Below are 19,272 nucleotides of genomic sequence, written 5' to 3' on the forward strand. Positions count from 1 at the left end.
GAATATATGTAATAATTATAGTTTAACTTTTTTCCAGATAGGCCTTGACAATCCTGTCCAGGAATTCATCCTGATCCATTCTCCAGTAGTGTTCAGAGAATATTTCTACTTCGTTCATGCCTTCAAATCCTGCTTCTTCTACCCAGCCCCGGATTTCAGGTACATTGATGCAGCCTTCACCCATCAGACCACGGTCAAGCAGCATATGCTCAGTAGGTGATTTCCAGTCGCAGATGTGGAAAGCGAACAAATTTCCGTTACGTCCGCAGCGCATGATTTCAGACTGCAAGAGATCATCCCACCACAGGTGATATACATCTACCGCGATACCTACCCAGGGAGAGTTGATTGACTCCGCCATATCATTGGCCTGGGCCAGCGTATTGATGGCTGAGCGTGTGTCGGCATACATGGGGTGAAGTGGCTCTATGGATAATTTGACATTATTAGCTTCCGCATGAGGGATTAAGCTTTCTATAGCTTCCTGAATCTGCCTGCGAGAAGTTGACAAAGGCTGAGCAGGATCGGCGCCACAAACCAGTACCACTGCAGGTGCGCCTAAGGCGGCAGCTTCATCTATGGCTTTTTTATTATCGTCAATGGCTAAATTCCTTTTTTCTGATGAAGTGGCAGGAAAAAATCCTCCACGACAAAGCGATACGATCTCCAGATTATGCTGCCTGAGCATTTCGCCCGTTTTTTGAACATCACGCCCGTCCAAAGCATCTCTCCAGACGGTAATACCACTAACACCCGACTGGGCAAATTTTTCAGCAGCTATTTCTATCGGCCAGGGTTTGGTAGTGATGGTATGTATACAAAGTCGGTTTAAGTTCTCCAAGAGTAAAAAATTGAGGTTGCTGTTACTTATTGAAGCCTCAAATTAATAAAAAAATTTAAACCCGTATGGATAATGGTGGATGTTTAGTGAATGATGATAGATAACGAATGAATAATGCCTAATGAAGGAGAATAAATAAGTCTTAATACTAATCATTTGTCAATCATCATTATTCATTAAAGGGGTTAGGTTTAGTCAATATAGTCTTTCTTCACCACCAAAGTAAAATAGTCATCATCGGATACGATATAGCCCTGATCATAGCAAAAATGATAAATCGTACCACTTTTGGTCTGGTATACATTCGTAATATAATTGAAATTAAAACCTTTTCGGTTGAGCTGATCCCGATGCACTCTGGCCTTACCTTGTGGATTGAGATCGGCCAGGATATGCCTGTTTTTACGTAAAGTATAATTGACATTACGCATAAGGTTATTGGCATCACTGGTATGCTTGTTATGATAAGCATTGCGGCAGGCATCAGAACAATACTTTTTATCTGCTCTGCCCCTGATAGGCGTGCCGCATTCCAGGCAAGCCTTTTCGCTTTCTTCTACAGATTCGTTCATATTAGTTCGTTAATTTTTTTTTCAAAAAACATGGCATTGTCAAAGGGGTTATAGTAGTAAGCAGGAATTTCATAAAAGCCCGCTTCCCGATATAGATGGATAGCAGGCAGCATATTGGAAAGTGTATCCAGACGTATGAAGTCATAACCTAACTCTTTGCTCAGGTCTAGGGCTCTTTGCAGCAGTTTTCTGCCCGTACCACTTCCTCTGGCCTGCTCAGTGACATACATTCTTTTGAGCTCGGCTACATTTGGTTCCAGCGGACGGACAGCCACACAACCGAGCGTCTGCCCATCATCTTGTTTTGCTAATAGCAGTACGCCCTTAGGACGAGCGTACATGCTTTGCAAATGAGCCAGCTCATCTTCAAATTTTTGAAAACTAAGCGGTATGCCTATACCTTCAGCATATTGCATAAACAGCAACCTACCCAGGGTATAATCTTCTTCCGATGAAGCTTCTATGATATGTATATTTTCTGTTTGCATCTTTGTAAATATTGAAAGAAACCGATGCTTAAGACATTGTCGGCTTTGACAAGAGAGTGTGTTTTATTCTACAATTCATATAAAATCACTTCCAACTCACTCACTGTGCGGAACTGTTTGTGAGCAGTAAGTAATGGTAATTTGAGGTACAATGCCGTAGTAGCAACAATTGCATCAGGAACTTAAGTTTTGATTTTCTTCTGAACTCAATCGTCAAATCTTTAATTTCAGGGCTAATGTCTACAATTGTACAATTTTTAAGAAGTCCTTTGATTGTCTCTTCTGAGACAGCAGATATTTTGGGAAAAGCAAGGAGTTCAGGTTCACTGATGAAAGAAATAATAATATTCTTGTCAGCAATCATTTCAATCACATCTGAGTCTCCGTCCAGAAAATAAAGTAGGATATTGGTGTCTACAAAAAGGCTATTCCCACTCATCTCTTAATATCTTTTGATAAGCCAGCGGATCAATACGTTTCTTTCCAGTATTTAATTTTAGCTTTCCAGCGTATTTCATCAGGTTTCCGGTGGGTGTTCTTGAGACAACTTCGTCTATCTGTCTTTTTATCTCCTCTTTAGGTGTTTCTTTTTTTATTACTGTTAACATAAATATTGATAGGGTTAAGGTTAGAGCTTTAAAAAGGCTTTTTCATTCTATTAATTTTTTTACTCAAGCTTTCAAGTCGCTCTTCATCTTTCACAAATAATCTATTCAATGCTTTATCAAGTAGTTCATAAGCATCTAAGACATTGGTGTTCGTCAATGTATCTAAATGAGAGCCTGAGTTACCTATCCACTTGATAGACATCAAGTAGCTTGAAGTTTTTTTATCTTTTTTTTCAAGAATTTCTATTCTTTTATGTAAGCTTAACTTCTCATATTTTTTCTTTTTGTTAAGCACTCTCTTCTGAATTTTTATTTCATCTAAAATAAACTCAATAGCAGTGCGGATTTTGTTTGCGCATGCTGAATTATCTATCCAGTAAAGCAAAAAAGAATCGGTTAAAATGTTTTTTATCCTTTCTGGGTAATTTTCATGAATGTTGATGATGTGGATGGGAGGGTCAATATATTTGGGACAGTAACAATTAACCAGTTCGTGAGAATATTCTTCATTGTAGTAATAAAACTCAGAGTTCATTACTCCCGAAACTTGCACATGTTCTTTACAAGTAATGTTAGGACATCTTAAAAAAAAGGAAAATCTACCATTCAGTCCAGGAAAGTCTTCTATATCAGGGTAAGGTTCATTATTGCCTGTATACTCATTGTAATACTCTTTTGGAAAGTTCTGAGCTTCAGAAGATGGTTTTTCAATTATCTGATTCTCTAATATTAAAGTTGCAGAATTACAAGTTGGACATTTCCAATGAGGGATTCTGCTTCTGACGAATCTTTTATGTGTCCAATCTTCTGTTTTCATTATGTTTATATAGTAGTGCTACCTTAAGCTAACAAAAGTTTCATCCGTTTGCAAACGTTTACAAACGACTATACACGACTGTAAACGCTTAATAACCGACTAAAGTTTACCCGCTGTAGTTACTTTGCTGATGTCAAACGACAAATAGTTTAACTCAAAATTTTACAGACATGAATGCAATGAAAAATCGCGTACAATTGATCGGAAGATTAGGTCAAGACCCTGAAGTAAGAACTTTGAACAGTGGCAAGATGGTCGCGCAGTTTTCTTTGGCTACTTCTGAAGTTTACAAGAATAGTGCTGGCGAACGAGTACAGGATACGCAGTGGCATCAGGTAGTCGCCTGGGGTAAGCTTGCGGAGGTGAGTGAAAACCTGCTGATCAAAGGTCAGGAAGTAGTGGTAGAAGGTAAAATCAGCTACCGCAATTATGAAGATAAAAATGGTATCAAAAGGTATGTGACTGAAATCATCGCTTCGGATATCATGCTGGTGGGTAAGAGGCTGAAGGAAAAAGGCTCAGAAGTTGCCGAGCAGGAAGCTGCTTACGAAGAGCTGCCTTTTTAATAAAGCATGAGCAATTGAGCTGCTTACTGTAAGTCTTAAGTTTTCAGATAGGCTCAGTAGCCAAAGCAAAAGTGTTTAATATATGGTTTAGTTATAAAGGCGAAAAGCCGGATCTTCTGGGGCCGGCTTTTGTCAATTTTGTGGTCAGAGTGATTTATTCTCCGCAGCGGTAAAAAGTATAGTAAGCTTCTTTCTTCGCCAAACGCTGCACATAAAGGGCAACTTCCCGGGCATGGTAATCTCCCCACATACTGGACTCTCCATTGGCAATTTTGCTGCCTTCCGGTACATAGTCCCAGCCATTGGGCTCATGGTAAATAGAATGCAGCAGTAATCCCTGATGGTTTTCGTCAACGCTGATGTAAGGCTCTTCAAAAAGCGAATCCAGCACAGTCAATCCTGCCTGATAATATTTCTTACCGGCCTCATCTTTACCTTTTGACATCAGGTATTTTCCCAGTCGTAATAATCCTTGTGCTCCAATGGCAGCAGCAGAACTGTCTATGGGTTCGTAATCATTGTAAGGATCAGAAGGACGGCTGAGGTAGTCGCCTAGCTTATGAAGCTTAGGAGCGCCAGTGTCCCAGTAAGGAATACCATCGGTTGGGGTATTTTCAATGAAAAAGTCGCAGGTAGCCTGGGCGGCTTTCAGCATAAAGCTTACAATTTCGTCTCTTTCCCCATAAGCTGACAAGTCCTCGTCGCTGAGCGTGTCAACAAATTCAAGCTCTTCAGGAAATCCGCACATCGCCCACGCGAGTCCTCTGGTCCAGGTACTAAATCCGGTATAGCCCTGCTGAGAGTTGGGGCAGCGGTAGTTGCCATCTTTGGTATTGAAAATCTGCTCGTGTGCCGTACGTCCGCGTACATCGTAGCTATCCCTTCCTTCTCCATAGTATACTGAATAGTCAGCGGTTGCTTTGATGTGCATCAGCGCTCTTTTGAGCAAATTGATTTTGACATCATTTTCAGTTTGCAATACATGCCCAAACTGATGGCTCACCATAAGCGAACGGCAGGAGCGAATGGTGTCCACAAAAAGGGAGTGAGGGCCGTTGAAAGAGTGGATAAATCCTCCGTTTTTGATTGGTGTCCAGCGGGTGGCTTGCACGGCTCCCGAGATTTTTAACGCCAGCTCATAAAAATTCTGTTCCCATTCGTTATGCTCAATTTTGCCTTCTTTCATCAGGCGGAGCAGGTTGCCATAGGTACTAACATTATTGAAGCCGTGGTCATGAACTCCGATATGGCTGACATGAGGAGCCATAAGTTTTACTGTGTTTTCCTTTCCACTTTTCAGGAACTTCTGGTCTCCGGTAGCGTCAAACTGTAAGATGGCAGAGCCATACTGAAAACCCTGCGTCCATTCTGTCCAGCCGCGGGTAGTGTATCTGCCTTTTACTGTAAACACCGGTGAACCTTTAGATTTATCGTACTTGTCTTCAATGTTCTGAATTTTAGCAGCAGAAAGCTCCCATAGACGTTCTATTTTTGGCAGCAGATCCTCTGCTTTAAGCTGTTGGTTGATTTTTAGCATGCTTATTATGGTTAGAAAAAATTAATACTTTAATGTTCAGTTAACTATCAGCAAGCATAGTCAATGCGTAATCGATTGCCTGCGAATTTACAAATTTGAATGAGAATAATAGAAAACATCTTTCTAAGATTAAATAGCGTCTGTCATTTTAGTATGCATGAAGATACCCAAATACCATGTTACCACGCTGTATTTAGCCATTGCTCAAAACTCTGTTTCTCAGCATTTGTGGCATCTCCTCTTTGGGCGATGGTATATTGCTTGAAGTACGTTTTGCTATCCTGTACCAAAGTCACAGCCATCAGTTTTTGCCTTCTTACCACAGTTATCTCTACCTGATGGCTATCGTCAAGCAGTTCGTCGGGAGATTCATTATATTTTTGTCCGTTGATGGCAATGATTTCATCCTCTTTAGAAAGGGCCTTATCTGCCGGAGAGTTGGGCTCAATAGTGCCGACCAATAGTTTTCCTTCTTTCTGTATGGCTCTGAAGCCGTACCATCTTTCGCTCAGACTTCCGGAATCATTTACTTTCAATTGGCAACCTACTGTACGGAGCAGGGCGTTTAGGTCTTCTTCTACGGGTACTACACCATCCACATATTTATTGAAAAAAGTATTCAAATCTCTACCGGCCAGTCGTGAGGCTATTTCAACAATATCCTGAGGTGAGTAGCCTCTTTTTTCTTTTCCAAAGTTCAGCCACAGTTCTTTCATCAAAGTATCCAGTGAGTGCTGATTTTGGGTATGCTTGCGTAGCGTAAGGTCAAGCATAAGGCTGATGATAGCTCCTTTTACATAAATAGATACTTTGCGATTAGGTATACCTGGTACATAACCATCCAGCCAGAGGTCAAAAGAGGAGGCGGCCAGTGAGTAGTAAAATCTTCCAAAGTTTTCAAAGTGTCGCTTGAAAACCTTATTTAGCTCATCAAAATATTCCTGCTTACTGATCACTCCTCCGCGGGCGAGAAATAAGTCACCATAGTAGGTAGTAGCTCCTTCAGCTACATAGCCGGTGGTGAAGTAATTTTCCTTGCTGTAATCATAAGGCATCATCTCTTTGGGACGAATGCGGATGATATTCCAGGTATGAAAAAGTTCGTGTGAGCTTACTCCAATAAAATCATGATAAAGCTTACTTCGCTGCTTAATCTCTTCTGCTGGTCCCAGAATAACGAGCGTGGAGTTAAAATGCTCAACCCCATGATAAGCCCGGTAGGGGAGGAACTGGTAGATAAAATGGTAATCCTCGCAGGGAAAGTCGCCCATAGCCTCTATCTGTACTTTGGTGAAGCGTTCAAAATCCCGCAGCGTAGCTTCTTTATCCAGGTGTACGTTGCCCTGAAACCAAAGGTGAAAGCGTGAACCTGCCACTTCATACTGCCAGTGCGTGGGTTTGCTACAGGCGATTAGAGGTGATTCAGCGAGATGGTAAAAACTGGGGGCTTCCAGCACAAATTTATTAATTTCTTTGAGTCCGCAAACAATTTGATAGTGATCAGGTAAGTTGAATTTGATTTGGTAAGTTTCTTCCTGTCTGTTGTGCGGAAAAAGGATACAGTTTACAAAGTTGATGTATATTTGCTCCTCATCCAGCCAGCAGGAACCGGCAGTCATCTCAGCGGCATAATAACTGTATTTTACGTTCAGCGTCTGGATATTTTGTGTGTTCACCTGCCACTGGTCTTTGCTGACTTTCTGGAAGGCTACAGCTTTTCCTTTTTCATCCTGCATGCTCAGGCGTTGGATGTTTTTGGCAAAATTGCCTAGCTCATAGCGCCCCGGTCTCCAGGAGGGCAGTTGTAGTAAGGTGGTTTCCTCCTGAGGGGTAAACTCAAGTTCAAAATCTATAAGCTGACGATTGGGGTATGTATAAGATATATTATAGTGGATCATAGCAAATATTTTCAGACAGGAAAATTAATAATTGTACAGACAAGCTTACAGCAGATGTTTGAAAATACTAAATTTTGATCCGGAATTTTACTGCAAAAAATCGCAAGCAGGTTAATAAGAGAAGATATGATCGTAACCAGGCCAAAATTCAATACTTTTTTTGCCATTGGCGTATTTTTGATTCTAAGTTATGGCTCGGCAATTTATCTACTTATCAGTATTATAAACAGTTCCGATACCTCAGGGTGGATGTATGTGTTGCTTTTGATAGTGCTAATTGTCTCATTCTTTGTAACCATTAAAATGCTCAGCAGTTACAAAAAGGTGATCATTGACAAAAACAGAGTAGATGTATTCAGTTTGTTTGGTTTGGTAAAGAGACGCCTTTATCTAAAAGAGCTTGATCACTGGAAAGAAGAACGTGTGAAGACGGCAAATGGTACTTTCAAACAGTTGGAGGTTTACTTTGCTCACAAGAAATTTTTTCGCATTGCCAATCAGGAACATGATAATTATGAAAAAACAGTGAATTTTTTTCGTAAGCATTACCGAAAAAATGAGATGAAGTCCGATTAAGCATAGTACCTTGCCATGATGTTAACTTAGAAATAATATATGTTATCAAATCTATTACTTGTAGGAATTGGAGGGTTTTTGGGTAGTGCTTTACGTTTTCTGATTTCAGTAATGATTAACCGTCAGGTGAGTACACACTTTCCTTTTGGTACTTTTACAGTAAATATTGTGGGTAGCCTGCTGATTGGCGTTTTATATGGACTTTGGGCAAGGGAATTTGTAGATGACAGCACCAGTCGGATTTGGATTTCAGGTTTTTGTGGAGGGTTCACTACTTTCTCCACTTTTTCTTATGACAGTCTCACGCTGATCAATCATGGTCAGTACCTTACCTTTATTATTTATGCTGCTGCCAGTGTAATCTTGGGCTTGGCCGCAGTATTTGCCGGCATGTCACTCGTACGCTTTTCATAAAAGTTATTCCAGATTATCGTCACTCAGGTTTAGTTCCTGCAAATCGTTGATGAAACGTGACCATTGAGCGGGATTAAGAAAATTATTAGCAGGGATAGGACCCCATTCATTATTGTACATCCTGCCGTAACCAAAATTAATGTCTACCGGCTGGTACTTACTCAGGAAAAGTTCTTCGTCTTCCATCGTATCAATACGCTCTATATTATCACGCATGGCTTCATATTTATCCGTATAAATAAGGCTCAAGTCTTGGAAAGATTCTACAAACTCATCGGCTGTAGGTAATGGATAGATTGTGACTTCATCCAGCATCATGGTATCAGGTACAAGTGTTTCTACCAATGAATAATTGAGGCCTTGCAGGCCTTCGGGCACTACAAACTTACCCTCCCTGTATCCTATTGATGTAAAGGTGATGGTATCATAAGGTTGTGCGAAGATGGAAAAATAACCACTGGTATCAGTGGCAAATCCTAGCGGCTGATTGTTTATCAAAATATTAGCATTGGGTATTTGCTGTAAACTATCTGCGTTAATGACCACTCCGCTGATCTGTATGCTGTCTGAAGCATTGAGGTTGTCAACTTCTTGTGCTGAAGCCAAAGTAGTGGTCAAAAAAAGTATTACAATTAAGTATCTGAACATATTAAAAAGTTTTATTGAGGAACTACACCATCCGTCATCCAGCAATCAACAAAAGGTTCTTCCTGCTGTAGTGATAGCTTAAAATAATATACGGCAGGCTGATCTTCTGCATCAATCAGTGTTACTTTCTGTATTGCCTTATTGCCCTTGATATCTACATCGTCCAGGCCGTATTGCTTAAAGTTTAGTAAAGACTGATAAACATCATTTTGTACTAGTCTTACAAATTTGCTCAGCGGGCCGGTAATTTCTTTATTGGAGGGAGAAGCAAAACGAAAAGCCACTTCAATACCATGATTTTCATAAGGCTGATCATTAGTTTTCATGGCCTTCAGTTGTATGTCTACCACCTCCTGCGGTCCCAGCTTAGGTATAGGTACTAAAGCTTCCCCTTCATTGTTAACTTTTATGGAATTAGCGCGAGTAGAGGTAGGCTCAGTAGTATTCCAAAGTGCGAATACTATGAGAATCATTGCCAGTACTGAAAAGCAGATAAGTAAAGTTCTTTGCATATCCTTACATATTTTTATTTCAAACTTAGAGAGCGGTAATGATGTTTAATGATTATGTAATCTTTTGACTATGAATTAATTATACTTAACAGAAAAGCTAATAAATTAATGAGTTAACACTTATTTAGTACAGCTTGCTACTCGCTCATACTTTCTGTGTCACGATTACGTATCTATTATGTCTGAGCTACTGCTGTAATACACTTTATGTGGAATTTTTCCACACTTATTTATTCATTAAAGCTATCTCAAGTCCGTATATTCATTGGTATAATATTTTCCCTGCTTAAGTATTCTATCTTATGCGCATGAACCGTTCTTTTTACCTTAAATCAAAAGTTCTTCTCGGCTTTGGCTTTATTCTGATAGCCATCGCAGTAGCTTCGGGTGTAGCTTATAATAGCTATGATCAGCTCTCGCAGGCAGTTCAGACGCTCTCTAGTCCGGATCCTAAGCTTCAGCAGATTGATAGCATCATGTTTATGGTCAATAAATCTGAGAACAGCCTACAGGAATATACCATTACCAAAAGTGCCAGAAAGCTTAAGGAGTATGATTCACAGGTATTTGATATCCGTGCCCGAGTACAGGCGCTTAAAGAAGTCAGCGCATTTGATGAAAGTGAACTGGACTCTATCCTTGCTCTGATCAATGCCAAGCTGGTAAGTATGGATGATTTTATGAAAATCAAAGAACGGAGAGATGCTTTCCAGTTTTATGACAGAGCCTTGGAGCAATTAAATGCGGAATCACCTTCAGTCAAAGATTCCTCACAGATCACTGCAGTTAGTGATACTGTAAATACAGACGGTAATGTTCCTGAGAAAGTAGAGCCCAATAAAGTAGATAATGAAGCTGAGAAAGCTTCTTTTAGAAAATTCCTGGGTAGATTTTTTGGTAATAATAAAAATGAATCCGATACGACACAGGTAGCTACAGAAGTTGACTCACTCACAGTAGATACCACTGCCTTAGCAAATTTAAGTATAGACTCTGTACGGCAAATGCTTACGAAACTTAAAAGTGAGCAGGCAGCTACCGAAAAGTATCTTGATCGTCAGGAATTAAAATACTTGTCTAATAATGCTGAGGTGATGAACCGGATCAATGCTTTGATTAGTCAGGTTAAACAGGCTCGACAAGAAAGTTATCAGGAGCAATCTGCTGAAGCTAAAAATATACTGCAAAGTTCGCTTTCTCGTCTGGGAATCATCTTGTTGGTAGCACTGGGCAGTACTTTTATCTTTATTTACCTTATCTTTTCTGACATTGCCAAAAGCGATTCTTTGAAGTCGCAACTTGAAAAAGCCAAAGCCAGGGCAGAACAACTGGCAAAGGTAAAAGAGGACTTTCTGGCCAATATGAGTCATGAAATTCGTACTCCCCTTACGGCTATACTTGGTTTTACGAATCAACTCAAAAAAACCAGGCTTCAAAATACCCAGCAGGAGTACTTGTCAGCAGTAGACAGTTCTTCCTCCCATTTGTTAGCACTGGTCAATGATATTCTGGATTTTTCAAAAATTGAAGCCGGACAACTCAAATTTGAGCATCAGCATTTTGATATAAAAGCCCTCATTGAGCAGATACAGCGGGATATGAGCTTTCAGGCTGAGAAAAAAGATTTGCAAATTCATTTTGAAATAGAGGGAGAAAACTATCGCTATCTGAATGGTGACGCTTTTCGTTTGAGACAGGTTTTGTATAACCTTGTTTCTAATGCCATCAAGTTTACCGAAGAAGGTGGGGTGATCATTCGCTGTAAGCTTAAGCCCATGGGCAATGGTAAAATTAAAGCCCAACTTGAAGTAGTAGACACTGGAATTGGTATAGCTCCTGAAAAGCAAAAGCACATCTTTGAGGCCTTTGTGCAATCCGATGTTTCTGATACCCGAAAATACGGAGGAACAGGGCTGGGCTTATCCATTAGCAAAAAAATTGTAGAGTCTCAGGGTGGAGAGATGGCATTGGAAAGCGAAGTAGGAGAGGGATCAACATTTTATGTTGCTTTACCTTTTGGTGTATCTACCAAAGAAGAATTTGAGAGTATAGTGGCTGTATCTGATACTTCTAATAACCACATGTTTACAGGAAGCAAGGTACTGATTATAGATGATGACCAGCTCAATACCAAGCTATTATCATTGATTATTGAAAAGTGGGGAGTTAAATGTTATGTAGCCTATAATGGGGAAGAGGGCCTGAATTTACTTGTTAATAACGCTGTGGATCTGGTGCTTTCTGATTTGCAGATGCCCGGAATGCATGGCGAGGAAGTAGTGGCTCATATACGTGCTTCTGATCAAGCAGATATTCCTGTCGTAGCATTTACGGCACGAGTGACCGAGAATATTCATTATTTTGAAGAGAGAGGATTCACTGATGTTCTGCACAAACCTTTCAATGAAAAAGAAGTGTATCTGGTACTTGACAAATACCTTGTTTCCTCAACAGAAAGTCTGAATGAGATTGCTGTTGGGAACAACCATAAAGTTGATTCCTATACTGAGGAGCCAGATGATTTTTATTCGCTGGAAAACATCATCCGCTTTATAGGAGATGATCAGGATGCTCTTTTAGGTTTTATTGAAAGTTTTTCCGGAGTATTAGTTGACTCTAGTACACAAATGAAAGAGGCAGTAGAAGTTGATGATTATCAAACTGTTGCCTATCACGCCCATAAGATGTTTCCTAATGTACAGCAGCTTGAAGTGCATGAACTAGCTTTGCTGTTGAGGAAGTTAGAACACGAAGCGCAAATGGTTAAAAATGGAAAAGTGAATACTAAATTTCCCTGGAAAGAAAGTGTAGGTGAAGTATTACTTCTTACAGAAAAATTATTAGCAGCTCTAAATAAGAAGAAAGAGCTGCTAAAAACTCAGGTAAGTTAGTCCAAATTATACCGTTTGAGTTTATTGTACAGTGTCTTACGGTCTATATTAAGCATTTTGGCAGCCAGTGTTTTGTTATACTTCACCTTAATAAGCGTTTCCTCAATGAGTGCCTTCTCCGTTTTTTCCTGTATAGCTTTCAGGTCCGGGTTATGAGGATTAAGGGATGAGGCATGGTTTTGCTGTTCCATTTCATTACTCACCGGGCTGATAATTTCCGGCGGCAAAGTGTCCATTGAAATTCTTTCGCCAGTAGTGAGTAGTACTGCCCGGCGAATTACATTTTTAAGTTCTCTGATATTTCCTGGCCAGTGGTAGTCCTGTAGTTTCTCCAGTACTTCCGGCTCCAGACCTTTCACTTCTTTTCCCAGTTCATGGTTGGACTGATTTAGAAAATGATCTACAAATTCCGGAATATCGGATTTTCTATCCCTTAGGGCAGGAACTTTAATTTGAAATTCATTCAGTCTGTGGAACAGATCTTCGCGAAACTCGCCTTCTTTGACAGCCTGATCCAGATTTTCATTGGTAGCTACAATAAGCCTTACATCTACGTCTATATTTTTATTACTCCCAATCTGACGTATGGTGCGTTCTTGAATAGCTCTCAGCAATTTGACCTGTATATCATAAGACAGGTTACCTATTTCATCCAGAAACAGTGTTCCTTCATTTGCTGCCTGAAACTGTCCTATTTTGTCTTGCAGGGCTCCTGTGAATGAACCTTTTAGATGACCAAAAAGCTCACTTCCCGCCAGATCTTCAGATAATGCTCCACAATCCAAAGCCACAAAAGGTTTCTTTCTGCGCCCGCTCTTTTCATGAATTTTTCTTGAAACATACTCTTTACCAGTTCCGCTTTCCCCCTGTACAATTACAGAAAGATTGGTAGGGCCTACCAGATCTATGTGTTTCTTTACCTGCTGAGACTGAGGGCTATTCCCTTCCACAAACATGAAGGAAGGGGAGGGTGCTTTAGGCTTATCCGTGCCCCCAGTATTTTGATCGGCAGAGTTTTCCTTTACTGATTTAAGAGCATTACCAATTGTGAGCAATATCTCATCAGGGTTTATAGGCTTAGTGACATATTCAAATGCTCCCAGTTTCATCGCATCTACTGCCGTTCTGATGTTGGCGTAGTTTGTCATGATAATAACTGGCAGATGAAAGTATTTCTTTTTGATGTTTTTCAACAATTCCAGTCCATCCAGGTCAGGAAGGCGATAGTCTATCAGCACCAGGTCAAAGCTATGATCATATACGGACCTCAAACCTTCCCTTGCGGTATGTGCTTCTTCTACCTGATAATTATTTTTTGATAAAAAAGACTTTAACAAGGAGCAGAAAGAAGGATCGTCATCTATAATTAATACTAGAGGTTTATCACTCATACTTATATTCTATGGGTAAACAGTGTTGTGTTTGGCTATAAAAATAACAAGCTTATAAAAGAAGTATTGTACAATGCTAATATTTAAGCATTACCGATATTAATTGACATTTATATTCTAAACAAGCGCAAAAGGCTTGGCTGTGTTTGCGCAAGATAACTAAATTATGAAGAGCTAGTTCTTTCTGGCCAAATCAATAGCTTTCATCATCATTTGGAAACTGCATATCTTTCACATCCTTGATATAGTTTTTTACTGCAGCGTTCATGACTGTGTTGAGATCTGCGTATCGTCTGAGAAAACGTGGCTGAAAATCCTGCGTGATTCCCAGCATATCATGTACTACCAAAACCTGCCCATCAGTTCCACTACCGGCTCCTATGCCAATGGTAGGGATGCTTATGTTGGAAGAAACCTCTTTTGCTAAGTCGGCTGGTACTTTTTCAAGTACCACTCCAAAGCATCCGCTTTCTTCCAAAATTTTGGCATCCTTCATCAATTTTTCAGCTTCAGTTTTTTCTTTGGCCCTCACAGTGTATGTCCCGAATTGATAAATAGACTGAGGGGTTAGCCCTAAATGACCCATTACGGGTACCCCTGCTTTTACAATTCTTTCAACTGACTGCTGTATTTCTTCCCCTCCTTCAACCTTGACGCCATGTGCTCCAGATTCTTTCATGATCCGGATCGCAGAGCGTAAAGCTTCCGATGAGTTACCCTGATAACTTCCAAAAGGTATATCTACTAGTACAAAAGCGCGTTGGATACCTCTTACTACAGATGAGGCATGGTAGATCATCTGATCTAGTGTAATGGGCAGCGTGGTCTCATGCCCTGCCATAACATTTGATGCCGAATCTCCAACAAGTATCACATCAATACCTGCCTGATCCAGTACACGAGCCATGGAATAATCATATGCTGTAAGCATAGCGATTTTCTCTCCACGATTTTTCATCATTTGAAGTTGATGTGTAGTGACTTTCTTTAATTTGCCACTATTACCTTCTGATGGATGTACAGACATATTGATCGCGTATTTTATGATAATTCAAAAAAAATATGAAAACATTCGGCCCAGCTCAAGTGTGAAAAAATATTAAAATTATGCAAATAATTAAGAACTTGGGATAATTTATGTTTCCTATATAAACTTCCTCATATTTGATTTCAGGAGTAAGACTCTCTGAATAGTTTGACAATATAGAGGAAAGATACTAAATTATAATGTCTGGTGTAGGCATATTCGTGATCCAGATGCTGATTTGGGCTATCATCTTATTATAAAGCACTTTCTTTACTAAGTAATTTTTTTCTTATCTATAGAGTTTTAAACTTTTTTTGAGTTTAACTTCTGAAAATCATAGCATGTTGCATTTATTGACTTAGTATTTTTTTAATATTATTTATCTAATATATAATTGTATTATATAAATAAATAAGTAATCAAATCAAGATAATGCATAAGTATCCTGAATTGTTGAGAATGCCAGAATCCGGTACAAAGTTCTACAAAGAATTTTATCAGATTTTACCCCAGGAAAAATTTTTCACCGAATTTGGATTTGTACAAAACTGTGATGATTTCCAATGGGCATTTAATAAGTTCCTTACGCATGAGAAAGGTAGCTTATACAAAACTAACTCGCTGATCAGGTCATATTTTTATGACAATAAAGATCATGTGAAAAGGCTGATGTTATTCTCTGTGTTTGTAAAAGAATACTTGGTAAATATGGAGTCAGTGCTGTTGTACTATGAGTATTATGAACTTATGAGAAAATTTCTGGAGGCTCGGGAAAAAATCAACAATTTAATCAACATGCTCTTCAGCTTCTCACTTGAGGAGTCCGTGCTTATTGATTAACCGGATTACTTTATCTTCCGGCAATGCTTCCACTTCTCCACGATAGCCGCTGATCGTTTCGGCGGCAAAAAGTGCATTATAAATAGCTTCTTCAGTAGCTTCTATGGTGGCCAGGAAAAGTGAACTGATATGATCATTACTCAGTACTTCCATGCTAAGTAAGTTGCTATCTGTTTCATAAGGGACTCTTAAATTTGCGGCAGTGGAAAAAGCAATGACATAATCTCCACTGCCATTGGAAGCTATCCCACCAGTTCGTGCAAGACCAAGCATTGCCCTTTTTGCTAATCTTTTTAAGTTTCTGCTATCCAGCGGAGCATCAGTAGCCACGATCATCATGCATGAACCATCAGTGTCTTTCTGTGGGGGTTCTTGATTATTTTCGTTCATCAACTGTTCAATGGGCAAGCCTTTGATATGCAGTACACCTCCAAAGTTAGCCTGAACGAGTACACCTACAGTATATCCTCCATTATTTTGAGTGATTTTTCTGGAAGATGTCCCAATTCCCCCTTTGTAGCTAAAACAACGGGTACCTGTACCTGCTCCAACATTGCCTTGTGCAACGGGTCCAGCGCTGGCTTGAGTTATGGCAGCCAACACATGTTTTTCTTTGACATGTTGCCCTCTGATATCATTGAGGTATCCATCATTGGTCTCACCTACTACTGCGTTGACTGAGCGAACATCTTCGTTTCCTGCCTGATCTAGAGTATATTGTACCAGCGCATTGATACCACTGGCAACACTGAGGGTATTGGTTAGCACAATTGGGGTCTCCAGGTTTCCCAGTTCTTCCACCTGTGAGTAGCCCGCAAGCTTGCCAAATCCATTTCCAATATAAATGGCAGCCGGCACTTTTTGTTGAAAAATGTTACCAGAATGAGGAAGGATGGCGGTTGCACCAGTTCGGATGCTATCTCCCTGAATTAGTGTCTCATGCCCTACCAGCACACCTTCTACATCAGTAATAGCATTATGAGGACCGGTGGGAAGAATACCGATATTTACTCCGTAAGAGCGTAATGTACGGGTTTGTGCTTTGATAGAATCTGAGTTTAAAAAAAAGAAGCAGGTAAGTAGTGTAACAATGATTTTCCACATCAGCCTATTTTTTTATCCGCATTGAGTTTTTTCATGAGCATGGAGTAGTCAATAAAATAAAGTACTCTTACTGATATACTGTTGCTTTGGGGTAGATTACTCAGTGTCTCTACATTTTTCAAGTAACCTGGCCTGACAAATTCTTCATCGCTGGCGATATTGTTTTTCCAGACAATACTGATTTCACTGGCGGGAGCAAAAGTATAGCTGTAGACCATGTCAATGTTAAAAGCATTATAATTTCTGTCTTCATTCCCAGAGTAATCACTATCTAATAGCTGTCCTTTTTCACCAAGTGTATAAAACTCTTCATATTCAGCAGCAGACCAATAGTGCCTCATTCTAAAGGTCAGGCCCATTTTGTTATTAAAGGTGTACTTGGTATTAAAAATGTTATTGATGGTACTGATGTCTCGTTTACCAAAAGTGATCAGTTCGTCTTCATGTTCAGCATATCCTATATTGCTATGACTGTTACTGAGGCTTAGGTAGGTGGAGAATGCAAGTTTATTGTTAATCCTGATACTGGGACTCAGACTTACATACAGGCTTTCCTGACCTTCAAAATCATAATCGGTGTAACTTACTGAGCTTCCTATCACAAAGCGGTTTCTGTTGTCAGTTCTCAGATAAAACCTGAGCTGATTGTAAGACGGTTCTACAAAATACCAGCCATCCACACGAGGCTCAAAATAGTCAAAACGCTTCGTTGGAGCAGCGGCGTAGTTGAAGCTAAAATCCATAAAGTTACTCAATGTTCCCTGCACCCGCGCTTCCATATTAAAACTTGTAAATACGGATGGCTCATGTAGCCTGCTATAAGTAAAGTCCAGGTCAGTATATAAGTTAAGAAACTGCCAGAAGGGCTCATAAATATTGTACCCGATATTGGCAGAAGTACGTACTTCATTGTTCGCCCTTAGGAAGCCAAGGTCATTGGGATCAAAGGTATCACTCTCTACGTAGTTGGTTAAGCTAGCCCTGAGATTTCCCCCCGTTTTAGCTACCGACAATGAATAAGAGTGTCCGAACTCATTACGCCCTTCGTCTAAGCCATATTTCTGACTGACAGCGCCTCTTCCGTAAATCGCATAGCGATTACCCCTATTAGCCAATCGGAAAGCCGTCCCGGTGAGGTTTGCATCATAATATCCACCCTGACGAATTACGTTGGTATTCACAAAGCTTACATAAGAATTGTTTTTGAGACTTTGGTCTAATGCAATAACATTATAGTTGGTCAGGGGATCGGTAAGTACTTCTCTTGTATCACCAGTCTCATTATCCTTGATAACGGCATGCATTTCGCGAGTTAGCCCATTAAATACACCCAGCCCCAAACCTTTGGTGGTACGACCAGAAATTTTAGTAGCATTGATCAAAGAGCTTTCCTGGGGGTTACTAATAATTTCTTCATTTTCGCCCAGCTCATCTTCTACTTCATCATATAATAAAGGCTTGCCACCTACCCTTCGGGAATAAAAATATCCGCCCTTTTCAAATAGCTCGGTACCTTCTTTAAAAAATTGTCGGTTTTCATTGAACTGGACTTCAAAAGGAGAGAGGTTAAGCACTTTGTTGTCTGAAACTACCTGACCGAAATCAGGAACCAGTATCATATCAAGCGTAAAAGCATCATTGATGCCATAGCGGAGGTCCATTCCGCCATTGATACGCTTGCTCATGCTGGAAGGGTTTTCCGTGTCTCCTGAATATTGATCTACATACGCAGAAAGATAAGGCGACACAGACAGACGAATTGGAGACTTAATATTAGTGATACCGCTCAGGCGACCAAACTGGTTAACAAATCCATTGACTTGTGGGTCTACCTTATTCCAGTAATTGTGTTCGTTTTTCCGACGAATAGTACGACGAAAATTTACTCCCCAATGTTGAATAGACGTTTTTGGAAAACGCAATGCAGACAAAGGAATTTCCATTTCCACATACCAATTGGTTTCATCTATGCTTACGGCACTTAGCCATCCTGCATTCCAGCTTCTGTCAGAACCCATTGCAGTCCAGCGACGATCAAACTGAACACCTGCGGCAGAAACGATAAATTCAAAAGCATTGATATCATCATCGTAGGTGTCAAAGTACACACCAAAAATATCCGAAAATCCTGTATTGTCCCGGCTGGTAAACTCCCGCATGATACTGTCGGCGGAAACATCATAAAGCGTTGCACCGATGTAAATTGAAGAATTATCGTAAAGAATGCTTACCTCGGTAGGAGCGGAAGGTGCTTTACCGGGTTTAGGGCTACGCTGGGTAAATCCACTTGCCGGACACAAAATGTGCTGCCAGACTTCCTCATCCAGTACGCCATCAATTTTGGGAGGGGTGTGGATGCGTGTAGCAAAAAAATCTTTAGGAAAGTCATCGTTAGCGTACACGTTGACTCTAAAAAGCATAAAAAACGAAAAAGCCAATAAGGCAGCAAATGTCTTTGACATGTGGTTTTATTACAACAAGGTTTACAACAAAGATGGTAAAGATTAAAAATAAGCTAAATTTTGAAGGTAAGTAGCTTATT

General features: G+C 40.1%; 19 protein-coding genes. 5 read left to right on the top strand and 14 right to left on the bottom strand.

Annotated features, from left to right (window positions below; all coding sequences use genetic code 11):
• Nucleotides 1–22 precede the first annotated feature (22 nt).
• The 6 genes from WJR50_RS04800 to WJR50_RS04825 all read right to left on the bottom strand — a co-directional run bounded on the left by WJR50_RS04800 (nt 23) and on the right by WJR50_RS04825 (nt 3,326).
• Nucleotides 23–841, bottom strand: a complete 819-nt coding sequence (locus tag WJR50_RS04800) for a sugar phosphate isomerase/epimerase family protein (protein WP_341292094.1) — start codon at nt 839–841, stop codon at nt 23–25.
• A 191-nt stretch (nt 842–1,032) separates the two neighbouring features.
• On the bottom strand, nt 1,033–1,413 hold the full coding sequence (locus WJR50_RS04805) for a hypothetical protein (protein WP_341292095.1): 381 nt from the start codon (nt 1,411–1,413) through the stop codon (nt 1,033–1,035).
• Nucleotides 1,410–1,901, bottom strand: coding sequence for a GNAT family N-acetyltransferase (locus WJR50_RS04810; RefSeq protein WP_341292096.1), 492 nt, complete (start codon nt 1,899–1,901; stop codon nt 1,410–1,412). The genes WJR50_RS04805 and WJR50_RS04810 overlap by 4 nt, the downstream gene beginning before the upstream one ends.
• A 100-nt stretch (nt 1,902–2,001) precedes the next feature.
• A complete protein-coding gene (locus WJR50_RS04815) occupies nt 2,002–2,340 on the bottom strand; it encodes a PIN domain-containing protein (protein WP_341292097.1) in 339 nt (112 codons plus the stop codon).
• Nucleotides 2,327–2,509 carry a hypothetical protein gene (locus WJR50_RS04820; protein ID WP_341292098.1) on the bottom strand — a complete coding sequence of 61 codons (183 nt, stop codon included), beginning with the start codon at nt 2,507–2,509 and terminating at the stop codon, nt 2,327–2,329. Before WJR50_RS04820 ends, WJR50_RS04815 begins: the two co-directional genes overlap by 14 nt.
• Before the next feature lie 28 nt (nt 2,510–2,537).
• Nucleotides 2,538–3,326: a DUF4145 domain-containing protein gene (locus tag WJR50_RS04825; RefSeq protein WP_341292099.1), complete on the bottom strand. Its 789-nt coding sequence runs from the start codon at nt 3,324–3,326 to the stop codon at nt 2,538–2,540.
• A gap of 179 nt (nt 3,327–3,505) precedes the next feature.
• Here WJR50_RS04825 and WJR50_RS04830 point away from each other — a divergent pair, with 179 nt between their 5' ends.
• Nucleotides 3,506–3,892, top strand: a complete 387-nt coding sequence (locus WJR50_RS04830) for a single-stranded DNA-binding protein (protein ID WP_341292100.1) — start codon at nt 3,506–3,508, stop codon at nt 3,890–3,892.
• Between the two features lie 154 nt (nt 3,893–4,046).
• Here WJR50_RS04830 and WJR50_RS04835 read toward each other — a convergent pair whose 3' ends face one another.
• A complete protein-coding gene (locus WJR50_RS04835) occupies nt 4,047–5,429 on the bottom strand; it encodes a glycoside hydrolase family 88 protein (RefSeq protein ID WP_341292101.1) in 1,383 nt (460 codons plus the stop codon).
• A gap of 179 nt (nt 5,430–5,608) precedes the next feature.
• Nucleotides 5,609–7,327, bottom strand: coding sequence for a M61 family metallopeptidase (locus WJR50_RS04840; protein ID WP_341292102.1), 1,719 nt, complete (start codon nt 7,325–7,327; stop codon nt 5,609–5,611).
• A 126-nt stretch (nt 7,328–7,453) separates the two neighbouring features.
• Between WJR50_RS04840 and WJR50_RS04845 the strand changes: the two genes are divergently transcribed.
• Both WJR50_RS04845 and crcB read left to right on the top strand, forming a co-directional pair.
• On the top strand, nt 7,454–7,903 hold the full coding sequence (locus WJR50_RS04845; protein WP_341292103.1) for a hypothetical protein: 450 nt from the start codon (nt 7,454–7,456) through the stop codon (nt 7,901–7,903).
• A 39-nt stretch (nt 7,904–7,942) separates the two neighbouring features.
• A complete protein-coding gene (gene crcB / locus WJR50_RS04850; protein ID WP_341292104.1) occupies nt 7,943–8,317 on the top strand; it encodes a fluoride efflux transporter CrcB in 375 nt (124 codons plus the stop codon).
• A 3-nt stretch (nt 8,318–8,320) separates the two neighbouring features.
• On the opposite strand, the gene WJR50_RS04855 is transcribed toward crcB, so the two are convergent.
• Nucleotides 8,321–8,965, bottom strand: coding sequence for a carboxypeptidase-like regulatory domain-containing protein (locus tag WJR50_RS04855; RefSeq protein ID WP_341292105.1), 645 nt, complete (start codon nt 8,963–8,965; stop codon nt 8,321–8,323).
• Between the two features lie 11 nt (nt 8,966–8,976).
• On the bottom strand, nt 8,977–9,477 hold the full coding sequence (locus WJR50_RS04860; RefSeq protein WP_341292106.1) for a DUF4864 domain-containing protein: 501 nt from the start codon (nt 9,475–9,477) through the stop codon (nt 8,977–8,979).
• 308 nt (nt 9,478–9,785) lie between these two features.
• Here WJR50_RS04860 and WJR50_RS04865 point away from each other — a divergent pair, with 308 nt between their 5' ends.
• Nucleotides 9,786–12,368 carry an ATP-binding protein gene (locus tag WJR50_RS04865; RefSeq protein WP_341292107.1) on the top strand — a complete coding sequence of 861 codons (2,583 nt, stop codon included), beginning with the start codon at nt 9,786–9,788 and terminating at the stop codon, nt 12,366–12,368.
• On the opposite strand, the gene WJR50_RS04870 is transcribed toward WJR50_RS04865, so the two are convergent.
• Nucleotides 12,365–13,759, bottom strand: coding sequence for a sigma-54-dependent transcriptional regulator (locus tag WJR50_RS04870; RefSeq protein WP_341292108.1), 1,395 nt, complete (start codon nt 13,757–13,759; stop codon nt 12,365–12,367). The genes WJR50_RS04865 and WJR50_RS04870 overlap by 4 nt on opposite strands.
• 193 nt (nt 13,760–13,952) lie before the next feature.
• Nucleotides 13,953–14,786, bottom strand: a complete 834-nt coding sequence (gene panB, locus WJR50_RS04875; RefSeq protein ID WP_341292109.1) for a 3-methyl-2-oxobutanoate hydroxymethyltransferase — start codon at nt 14,784–14,786, stop codon at nt 13,953–13,955.
• A 432-nt stretch (nt 14,787–15,218) separates the two neighbouring features.
• Here panB and WJR50_RS04880 point away from each other — a divergent pair, with 432 nt between their 5' ends.
• Entirely contained in the window at nt 15,219–15,626 is a 408-nt protein-coding gene (locus tag WJR50_RS04880; RefSeq protein WP_341292110.1) for a hypothetical protein, read from the top strand.
• Here the strand turns inward: WJR50_RS04880 and WJR50_RS04885 are convergent.
• Nucleotides 15,597–16,730 (bottom strand): P1 family peptidase, encoded by a 1,134-nt coding sequence (locus WJR50_RS04885; protein WP_341292111.1) that lies wholly within the window; start codon nt 16,728–16,730, stop codon nt 15,597–15,599. The genes WJR50_RS04880 and WJR50_RS04885 overlap by 30 nt on opposite strands.
• Nucleotides 16,730–19,192 (bottom strand): DUF5916 domain-containing protein, encoded by a 2,463-nt coding sequence (locus WJR50_RS04890; RefSeq protein WP_341292112.1) that lies wholly within the window; start codon nt 19,190–19,192, stop codon nt 16,730–16,732. Before WJR50_RS04890 ends, WJR50_RS04885 begins: the two co-directional genes overlap by 1 nt.
• Nucleotides 19,193–19,272: the final 80 nt, after the last annotated feature.

This window comes from Catalinimonas locisalis (genome assembly GCF_038039535.1).
GTDB lineage: Bacteria > Bacteroidota > Bacteroidia > Cytophagales > Cyclobacteriaceae > Catalinimonas.

Coding starts and splice junctions, on each gene's coding strand:
- WJR50_RS04805 (WP_341292095.1), bottom strand. CDS start 1,413: ATGAACGAATCTGTAGAAGAAAGCGAAAAGGCTTGCCTGGAATGCGGC.
- WJR50_RS04810 (WP_341292096.1), bottom strand. CDS start 1,901: ATGCAAACAGAAAATATACATATCATAGAAGCTTCATCGGAAGAAGAT.
- WJR50_RS04815 (WP_341292097.1), bottom strand. CDS start 2,340: ATGAGTGGGAATAGCCTTTTTGTAGACACCAATATCCTACTTTATTTT.
- WJR50_RS04820 (WP_341292098.1), bottom strand. CDS start 2,509: ATGTTAACAGTAATAAAAAAAGAAACACCTAAAGAGGAGATAAAAAGA.
- WJR50_RS04825 (WP_341292099.1), bottom strand. CDS start 3,326: ATGAAAACAGAAGATTGGACACATAAAAGATTCGTCAGAAGCAGAATC.
- WJR50_RS04830 (WP_341292100.1), top strand. CDS start 3,506: ATGAAAAATCGCGTACAATTGATCGGAAGATTAGGTCAAGACCCTGAA.
- WJR50_RS04835 (WP_341292101.1), bottom strand. CDS start 5,429: ATGCTAAAAATCAACCAACAGCTTAAAGCAGAGGATCTGCTGCCAAAA.
- WJR50_RS04840 (WP_341292102.1), bottom strand. CDS start 7,327: ATGATCCACTATAATATATCTTATACATACCCCAATCGTCAGCTTATA.
- WJR50_RS04845 (WP_341292103.1), top strand. CDS start 7,454: ATGATCGTAACCAGGCCAAAATTCAATACTTTTTTTGCCATTGGCGTA.
- crcB (WP_341292104.1), top strand. CDS start 7,943: ATGTTATCAAATCTATTACTTGTAGGAATTGGAGGGTTTTTGGGTAGT.
- WJR50_RS04855 (WP_341292105.1), bottom strand. CDS start 8,965: ATGTTCAGATACTTAATTGTAATACTTTTTTTGACCACTACTTTGGCT.
- WJR50_RS04860 (WP_341292106.1), bottom strand. CDS start 9,477: ATGCAAAGAACTTTACTTATCTGCTTTTCAGTACTGGCAATGATTCTC.
- WJR50_RS04865 (WP_341292107.1), top strand. CDS start 9,786: ATGAACCGTTCTTTTTACCTTAAATCAAAAGTTCTTCTCGGCTTTGGC.
- WJR50_RS04870 (WP_341292108.1), bottom strand. CDS start 13,759: ATGAGTGATAAACCTCTAGTATTAATTATAGATGACGATCCTTCTTTC.
- panB (WP_341292109.1), bottom strand. CDS start 14,786: ATGTCTGTACATCCATCAGAAGGTAATAGTGGCAAATTAAAGAAAGTC.
- WJR50_RS04880 (WP_341292110.1), top strand. CDS start 15,219: ATGCATAAGTATCCTGAATTGTTGAGAATGCCAGAATCCGGTACAAAG.
- WJR50_RS04885 (WP_341292111.1), bottom strand. CDS start 16,730: ATGTGGAAAATCATTGTTACACTACTTACCTGCTTCTTTTTTTTAAAC.
- WJR50_RS04890 (WP_341292112.1), bottom strand. CDS start 19,192: ATGTCAAAGACATTTGCTGCCTTATTGGCTTTTTCGTTTTTTATGCTT.